Origin of the sequence: Pseudomonas sp. (assembly GCF_049645325.1) — a bacterium.
Taxonomy (GTDB): Bacteria; Pseudomonadota; Gammaproteobacteria; order Pseudomonadales; family Pseudomonadaceae; genus Aquipseudomonas.
In genome coordinates this window covers 1-8,291 of the sequence record NZ_JBARTQ010000660.1, presented here as the reverse complement: position 1 = coordinate 8,291, position 8,291 = coordinate 1, and the positions used below count along the sequence as shown (strand labels likewise).

Annotated in this window: 8 protein-coding genes; 6 read left to right on the top strand and 2 right to left on the bottom strand. The window is 62.0% G+C overall.

What is annotated here, in order from left to right:
* Positions 1-46 precede the first annotated feature (46 nt).
* Together WBB95_RS28250 and WBB95_RS28245 are read right to left on the bottom strand one after the other, a co-directional pair.
* Positions 47-979: a proline iminopeptidase-family hydrolase gene (locus WBB95_RS28250; RefSeq protein WP_424490573.1), complete on the bottom strand. Its 933-nt coding sequence runs from the start codon at positions 977-979 to the stop codon at positions 47-49.
* A 94-nt stretch (positions 980-1,073) separates the two neighbouring features.
* Positions 1,074-1,838 carry a LuxR family transcriptional regulator gene (locus WBB95_RS28245; RefSeq protein WP_424490572.1) on the bottom strand — a complete coding sequence of 255 codons (765 nt, stop codon included), beginning with the start codon at positions 1,836-1,838 and terminating at the stop codon, positions 1,074-1,076.
* A 183-nt stretch (positions 1,839-2,021) separates the two neighbouring features.
* Here WBB95_RS28245 and WBB95_RS28240 point away from each other — a divergent pair, with 183 nt between their 5' ends.
* From WBB95_RS28240 to WBB95_RS28215, 6 genes are read left to right on the top strand one after another with little or no spacing between them, the layout of a single operon-like run.
* A complete protein-coding gene (locus tag WBB95_RS28240) occupies positions 2,022-2,909 on the top strand; it encodes a proline iminopeptidase-family hydrolase (RefSeq protein ID WP_424490571.1) in 888 nt (295 codons plus the stop codon).
* 3 nt (positions 2,910-2,912) lie between these two features.
* A complete protein-coding gene (locus WBB95_RS28235; RefSeq protein ID WP_424490570.1) occupies positions 2,913-3,860 on the top strand; it encodes an ABC transporter permease in 948 nt (315 codons plus the stop codon).
* On the top strand, positions 3,857-4,714 hold the full coding sequence (locus WBB95_RS28230; protein WP_424490569.1) for an ABC transporter permease: 858 nt from the start codon (positions 3,857-3,859) through the stop codon (positions 4,712-4,714). The genes WBB95_RS28235 and WBB95_RS28230 overlap by 4 nt, the downstream gene beginning before the upstream one ends.
* The gene (locus tag WBB95_RS28225) at positions 4,711-5,667 is read left to right on the top strand and encodes an ABC transporter ATP-binding protein (protein ID WP_424490568.1); all 957 of its coding nucleotides are present in this window, start codon (positions 4,711-4,713) and stop codon (positions 5,665-5,667) included. Before WBB95_RS28230 ends, WBB95_RS28225 begins: the two co-directional genes overlap by 4 nt.
* A complete protein-coding gene (locus WBB95_RS28220) occupies positions 5,664-6,635 on the top strand; it encodes an ABC transporter ATP-binding protein (RefSeq protein ID WP_424490567.1) in 972 nt (323 codons plus the stop codon). Before WBB95_RS28225 ends, WBB95_RS28220 begins: the two co-directional genes overlap by 4 nt.
* 35 nt (positions 6,636-6,670) lie before the next feature.
* Positions 6,671-8,185, top strand: coding sequence for an ABC transporter substrate-binding protein (locus tag WBB95_RS28215; protein ID WP_424490566.1), 1,515 nt, complete (start codon positions 6,671-6,673; stop codon positions 8,183-8,185).
* Positions 8,186-8,291: the final 106 nt, after the last annotated feature.

The window sequence follows — 8,291 nt, the reverse complement described above, 5'->3', positions numbered from 1 at the left end:
GCTGACACACCGCCTTCGCGAGCAAGCCCGCTCCCACATTGGGAACTCAGCCGGTCTTGAGGGCTTTATGAGGAATGGAACACGCCTCATCCAGAAACTTCACCACGGTCCCCATGCACGCCTGGCGCTCTTCCACGTGGGGCATGTGGCTGGAGTCTTCAAACAGCGCCCAGCGCACATCGGCGATCTCATCCAGGAACGGCTTGACCACCAGGGGCGTGGCCTCGTCGTGGCGGCCGGAGATTACCAGCGTCGGCACATTGATTGCCGACAGGCGCCCAATCACATTCCAGTCTTTCAAACTGCCGATCACGTGGAATTCCGTCGGGCCGCTCATGGCGTGGTACACCGTGGGGTCTGCGTCCACTTGCGCGAAGGTACGCGCCACTTCTTCCGGCCACGGGTTGACCCGGCACACGTGCTGGTCATAGAAAATCCGCGAGGCGGCGAGGTATTCCGGGTCTTGGTAAGCGCCGGCCTGTTCATGCTTGAGCAGGGTTTCATGCACGCCTTCGGGCAGTAATTTGCGCAGGCGGTTGGCCTCACTGACCCAAGTGCGCATGCACGTTGGCGAGTTGGCCGGGATAAACGCGCGCAGGCCCTTGGGTTGCAGGATCGCGTGCTCGCTGCCGAGCATGCCGCCCCAGGATTGCCCGAGGATGGCGTAGTTATCGCTGATTTGCAGATGGTCCAGCAGGTTGTTCAACTCTTCGAGGAACAGGCCGATGGTCCAGAATGACGGGTCTTTATCCGGCAGGTGCGTGGAGCGCCCATTGCCTAGTTGATCGTAGTGAACCACTGCGTGGCCGCTGGCGGCGACGTCCTTGAACGCGTCGACGTAGTCATGCGTGCAGCCGGGGCCGCCGTGGATGATCACCAACGGTGTACGGCCGCTGGCCAGGTCGCCGGTGACGCGGTACCAGGTCTGGTAGGCGCCAAATGCCGCATAGCCTTCGCGGATGTTTTCGATGAATTCCATTTCGTACCCTGCGCTGAAAAAAAGGATCAGGAATACGATAATCGGCGCGCGACATTTAGGTAACTAGCAAAACAGCTAGGTTTTTGCCGGTGGCTCAATCTTCGAGCAGGCGGTAATGGGTGGCGCGCACCACGGCTTGCACGCGGTTTTTGGCGCCCAGCTTATGCATCGCCGAGGCCAGGTGCAGGGTGACCACCGCCAGGGAACGGCTCAATTGGTTGGCGATTTCGGCGGCGGTCAGGCCGTCGGCGGCCCACTTCAAGCATTCGCGCTCGCGTTTGGTCAGGTGAATATGCGGGTAGGTGCGTAGCTCTTTGCTGAACAGCGGGTAGGCCGCTTCCTGCAGTGCGTGGGTGATCAGGCTGAAGTCGGCCAGGGTCTGCTGCGCGTCCTTCAATACCGAGTGCGCCTTGCCGGTGCGCAGGCCGGTCAGCGAGGCGAAACCGCCACGGGGCAAGTGAATTGGCACGCTCACGCCGCAGGTCAGCTGGCGTTCATGCAGGTAGGAGGACACAGGCGCGTGGCAGGGGTCGATGATTTTTTGCAGCGCGGTCTCGGCTTTCGCCTCATAAGACCAGACGAACGGCGACACCGTGCTCAGGGCCAGGTGTTGCACCGGGTCGATCTGGTAAAACCCTTCGCTGCACCACAAGGCGTGCCAGTCGGTGGGCGTGTTACGCAGTTCCAGTACGGAAGGGGTGATGAGGGCGCCGTCATGGTCGATCGGCACCGGGGTGTAGTCATACACCAGCGCGTCGAAGCCCAACTGCTGGGCGAGGACAAACGTATTGTCCATCTGCTCATCCAGGCTCCTGCCCGGCATGAGTCGGTTATTGAAGGCAGTTAGCTTGGCCAGCATCCGTTCTGCTCCCGAATTCATTTGAATCTCGACTTGCGGCAAGTAGAATGCCACGCCCCGGCGAAGGACTGCCAGGCCAAACCTATAAGAAATACTAGGTTATGGACGCACGGCATCCTCGGTAGTGTTGGCCTGATAAACGGCCGCTACCCGCCAGGCCGATACAACACAAGGAATGTATGCATGTGGCGTGAAATTGCCCCCGACCAGCAGTACAACGTGCAAGTCGACGGCCATAACCTCGTGGTCTACAGCTTTGGCGAAGGCGATGAGGTGCTGCTGTGTCTGAACGGCGGCCCGGGCCTGCCGTGTGACTATTTGCGCGACGCCCATGGCTGGCTCAAAGACCATAACCTGCGAGTGGTTGCATTCGACCAGCTTGGCACTGGCGCATCAGCCAGACCGACCGACGTTTCCCTGTGGGAAATTGGCCGTTATGTCGAAGAAGTTGAAACCGTGCGCCAAGCCCTGGGCTTGGGGCGTGTGCATTTGCTCGGGCATTCCTGGGGCGGCTGGCTGGGTATCGAATACGCCATTCACTATCCCGACGCGCTCAAAAGCCTGATCCTGGAAAACACCGTCGGCGACATTCCACACCTGTCCCAGGAACTCGAACGCCTGCGCGGCGCCCTCGGCAGCGAAACCGTGGCCATGATGCAGCGCCATGAAGCCATGGGCACACTCGACCATCCGCAGTACCAGGCTGCGATCACCTTGCTCAATTACCGCCACGTGTGCCGCCTGGACGAGTGGCCGGAGCCGGTCAAACGCTCCCTCGGCGACTGGAACATGGGCCCTTACGAGGCCATGCAAGGCCCCAACGAATTCCTCTACATCGGCAACCTCAAGGACTGGAACCGCATTCCCGAGATGGCCGATTTCAACATGCCGATCCTGATCACCACCGGCCAGCACGACGAACTCACCCCGGCCTGCGCGCTGCGCATGAAGCTGGCGGCCAAACACGCCGAACTGCACGTGTTCCCCAACAGCAGCCACATGCCGTTTTATGAGGAACCCCAGGCGTACTTCCCGGTGCTGCTGGACTTCCTCGCTCGCCACCGAGGCTGACGAATGAACCTGGCGCGTTATCGTTTTGTGCTGTCCCGGCCGCTGCAATTGCTGCCGGTGCTGTTTGGCATCAGCCTGATTACCTTCGTGCTGGTGCGCTCGATTCCCGGCGACCCGGCACGCGCGTTGCTGGGCTCGCGCAGCACGCCGGACGCCCTGCTGAAAATCCGCGCGCAGTTCGGCCTCGACCAGCCCTTGTGGCTGCAATATTTCTATTTCCTGAAAAACCTGCTCAAGGGCGACCTCGGCCAGTCGCTGCTCTATAAAGTCGACGCCTTGAAGCTGATCGTTACCCGCATCGAACCAACCTTGGTGCTGGTGCTCGGCAGTGTGCTGCTGGCGCTGTTGATCGCGGTGCCGCTGGCGACGGTGGCGGCGCGCAACAAAGGCGGCTGGGCCGACAACCTGATCCGCGTGTTCACCACGGTCGGCCTGGGCATGCCGGCATTCTGGCTGGGCTTGATGCTGATTCTGTTACTCAGTGTGCAGTGGGGATTGTTCCCGGTGTCCGGTTACGGGCGCACGTTCGTGGACAAGGCCCACCACATGGTCCTGCCGTGCTTGACCATCGCGCTTGCGCTGTCGGCGGTGCTGGTGCGCAACCTGCGCGCGAGCATGTTGATGGAATTGCAGGCCGACCACGTCACCGCCGCCCGGGCGCGCGGGCTCTCGGAGGCGGCGGTATTTCGACGGCACGTGTTGCCCAATTCCCTGGTGCCGGCGGTCAACCTGCTGGCGGTGAATATCGGCTGGCTGATCAGCGGCACGGTGGTGATCGAAAGCCTGTTCGCGATTCCCGGCATCGGCCAGTTGCTGGTGCGCGGGATTTTCACGCGCGACTACATGGTGGTGCAGGGCGTGGCGATGGTGCTGGCGTGCGCGACGGTGGTGGTCAACTTCCTGGCCGACGTGGCCACGGTCGCCCTGGACCCTCGGGTAAAAATGCAATGAGCACTCGCCCGTTGATTGCACCGTGGCGCCTGCGCCTGCGCTTTGGTTTTCGCAACGGCCGGCTGACGGCTGCGTGGGGCGTGTTGATCCTGCTCGTGTGGTTGGCCCTGGCGCTGTTCGCGCCGTGGCTCGCGCCCTATGACCCGATTGTGCAGAACACCGATTTCAGCCTGTTGGCGCCCAGCCTGGCGCATCCATTCGGCACGGACAATTACGGCCGCGACATCCTGTCGAGGGTGATCTGGGGCGCGCGGATTGACCTGCAACTGGCGGTCATCGGCGTGATCTTCCCCTTCCTGATCGGCACGTTTGTCGGCGCCGTTTCCGGCTACATCGGCGGGCGTTTCGACAGCTTCTGCATGCGCGTGATCGACGTGATTCTGGCCTTTCCGTTCCTGGTGCTGATGCTGGCGATCATGGCCATCCTCGGCCCGGGCCTGAAGAGCTTCTATATCGCCATGGCGCTGGTGGGCTGGGTCTCGTATGCGCGGCTGATCCGCTCGCAGATCCTGGTGCTCAAGGAAAGCGACTTTGCCCTGGCCGCCAAGAGCCTGGGCTTTGGTCATGGGCGCATCCTGTTTCGGCATTTGCTGCCCAACGCGATGTTCGGCTCGATTGTGTTTTCCATGTCGGACGCGGTGCTGGTGCTGCTCAATGGCGCCGCCGTGAGCTACCTGGGCCTGGGCGTGCAACCGCCGACCGCCGAGTGGGGCACGATGGTGGCGGAAGGTCAGGCGTTCATCACCACCGCGTGGTGGCTCTGCACCTTTCCCGGCCTGGCGATTGTGACCCTGGCCATGGGGTTCAGCCTGCTTGCCGATGGCGTGGCGCAAGTGCTGGGAGATCGCTCATGAGCCTGCTGCAAGTGCGCGACCTCAGTGTGATCGCCACAAACGCCGGGCGCGATGTCACCTTGGTCGACCGCGTGTCCTTTGACGTGGCCGAAGGTGAAATCCTCGGGCTGGTCGGCGAAAGCGGCTCGGGCAAAACCCTGGCCTGTCGCGGGCTGATGCGCCTGTTGCCGTCGCCGAGTCTGCGCGTGCAGGGCGGTTCGGTGCACCTGGCCGGCGAGGACTTGTTGCAACTCGACGAGGCCGGCATGCGCGCCGTGCGCGGGGGTCGTCTGGGCATGATCTTCCAGAACCCCAGCAGCCACCTCGACCCGTTGATGCGTATCGGTGATCAGATCGCCGAGGGCATCCGGCTGCACCAGGGTGCATCGAAAAGAGACGCGCGCCTGCAAGCTATCGACGTGTTGCGACAAGTGGGCATCCCTGATCCAAAGGCGCGTGTCGATAACTACCCGCACGAATTTTCCGGCGGCATGCGCCAGCGCGCGATGATCGCCGTGGCCTTGGGTTGCAACCCGAAAGTGTTGATTGCCGACGAGCCGACCACCGCCCTGGATGTGACCGTGCAGGCGCAAATCCTGCGCCTGTTGCTGGACCTGCGCGACCAGCGTGGGCTGTCGATCATCATGATCACCCACGACCTTGGCGTGGTCGCGCAAACCTGCGATTCCATCGCGGTGATGTATGCCGGGCGCCTGTGTGAACACGGCAGCAAGTACGACCTGCTCGCGCATCCGCAGCACCCGTACACCGCCGGGCTGATCGATTGCCAGCCCGCCCATAGCAGCGGCCACGCCTTGTTGCGCACTATCCCCGGCCAGCCGCCGTTGCTGGATGCATTGCCCGCCGGTTGCCGCTTTAACCCGCGCTGCCCGCAAGTGGGCGCCTTGTGCACGGAGGTGTTGCCGGAAGGCGCACATGTGGCGTGTCACTACCCGTTGGGAGGTCGAGCATGAGCCTGTTGCAGATCAAGGACCTGGAGGTTCGGTTTGCCGCGTCCGGCACTGGTTCGTTCGGCCTGAACACGCAGTGGGTGAGGGCGGTCAACGGCGTGTCGCTGAACCTGGCCGCTGGCGAAACCCTTGGGTTGGTGGGCGAGTCCGGCAGCGGCAAGAGCACGTTGGGCCGGGCGATTTTGCACCTCAACCCGATCAGCGCCGGGCAGGTGGTGTTTGACGGCATCGACATGGCCCACGGCAGCGCCGTCGACATCGCGCGCCTGCGGCATGAAACCGCGATGATCTTCCAGGACCCCTACGCCGCGCTGAACCCGCGCCACACCGTTGGCGAAACCATTGCCGAAGTGCTGCGGGTGCAACGCAAAGTCGCGCCGGGCCAGATTCCGGCGCGCGTGGTGGAGTTGCTTGACCTGGTCGGCCTGCGCCCGGAGTTGGCCAGTCGCAAACCCGGTTCCCTCAGCGGTGGCCAATGCCAGCGCGTCGGCATTGCCCGGGCGCTGGCGGTGGAGCCGCGCCTGATCATCGCCGACGAATGTGTGGCGGCGCTGGATGTGTCGATTCAGGGCCAGATCATCAACCTGCTGCTGGAACTGCAACAGCGCATGAATTTGGCGATCCTGTTTATCGCCCATGACCTGGCCATCGTGCGTCGCCTGTGCGACCGCGTGGCGGTGATGTACCTGGGCAAGATCGTCGAGGAAGGGCCTGTCGAGGCGGTCTTCACTTCGCCGCGCCACCCCTATACGGCGGCGTTGATCGCGGCGATTCCCGAGATTGACCCCCATCGCCCTTTGCCTGCCGAACCGTTGCCGGGCGAGCCACCGAGCCCGCTGAATTTGCCCACAGGCTGCGCCTTTCACCCGCGTTGTCGGCATGCCCGGACGATGTGTTCCGTGGTGTTGCCGCCCACTCATTTCCTGCACGAGCATCGGTACAGTTGCGTGCTTGAAGAACCTTTGCGTTAACCCATTTCTGCCATTCATGAACAAGGAGTTATGACATGCAATCGCGCCACTTGAAGTTGCTCGCCGCCGCCACATTGACCGCATGGTCCCTCACTGCCGGGCTGGCGCACGCCGCCGGTGTGTTGACCATCGGCTGCCGTGAAGACAGCACCACGTTCGACCCGATCAAAAGCGCGCAAAACCGCGACACTTGGGTATTCGCCAACGTCTACGACACCCTGGTGCGCGTGGATAACCTGGGCACCAAGATGGAACCGGGCCTGGCCGAAAGCTGGGACATCTCCAAGGACGGCCTGACCTACACCTTCAAACTGCGTGACGCAAAATTCTCCGACGGCTCGCCGATCACTGCCGACGATGCGGCGTTCAGCCTCTTGCGCATCCGTGACAACAAGGCCTCGCTGTGGAGCGACCCGTTCAGCCTGATCAACACGGCCAAGGCGGCTGACCCGAAAACCCTGGTGGTGACCCTGAAAACCCCGGCGGTAGCCTTTCTCTCGCAATTGGCGTCGCCGACGGTGTCGATCCTGTCGGAAAAGGCCATGACCAAGATGGGCGAAGACGCCTACTCGGAAAACCCGGTGACCTCCGGCGCGTTCACCGTGGAGGAATGGCGCAAAGGCGACCGCGTGATCCTCAAGAAGAATCCGAACTTCTGGCAAGCCAGGAACGTCAGCCTGGATGGCGTGGAGTGGGTCTCGGTGACAGACGACAACACGCGCATGCGCATGGTGCAGAACAACGAGCTGGACACCGCGATCTTCGTACCGTTCTCGCGCGTTGAAGAGCTGAAAAAAGACAAGAACGTGGTGATTCATTCCGACCCGTCCACCCGTGAAGATCACCTGTTGATCAACCACGCTCACGGCCTGCTCGCCAAGCAGAAAGTGCGCGAAGCGCTGGACATGGCCATCGACAAACAGTCGCTGGTGAAGGCCGCCACTTACGGCCAGGGCACAGTGGCCTATTCCTATATCCCGAAAGGCTCGCTGTTCCACTACGCCAATAACCTGCAACGCCCGTATGACCCGACCGCTGCCAAGAAGCTGCTGGAAGAGGCGGGCGCCAAGGACTTGAAGCTTAACTACGTGGTCAACGCCGGCAACGAAGCCGACGAGCAGATTGCCGTGATCATCAAGGACCAGTTGGCCAAGGTCGGCGTGACCGCCAACCTGCAGAAAGTCGACCCGACCCAAAGCTGGCAGATGCTGGTGGACGGTGAGTACGATATTTCGGTGATGTACTGGACCAACGACATCCTCGACCCGGACCAGAAGACCACCTTCGTGCTGGGCCACGACACCAACCAGAACTACATGACCCGCTACAAGAACGACAAGGTCAAGGCGCTGGTGGCGGCCGCGCGGATCGAGGCCGACCCGGTCAAGCGTGAGCAGATGTATGTCGACCTGCAGAAAATGGCGAAACAGGATGTGAACTGGATCGACCTGTACTACAGCCCGTACATCAACATCTCACGCAAGAATGTGAGCAACTTCCTGCAAAACCCGCTGGGGCGTTTCACGCTGGAAGAAGTGGTGAAAAACTAAGCCGCACCGCTAAACAACTGTAGAAGCAGGCTTGTGTGGGAGCTGGCTTGCCTGCGATGCAGTCACCTCGGTGTGTCAGATACACCGCGGTGATGCCATCGCAGGC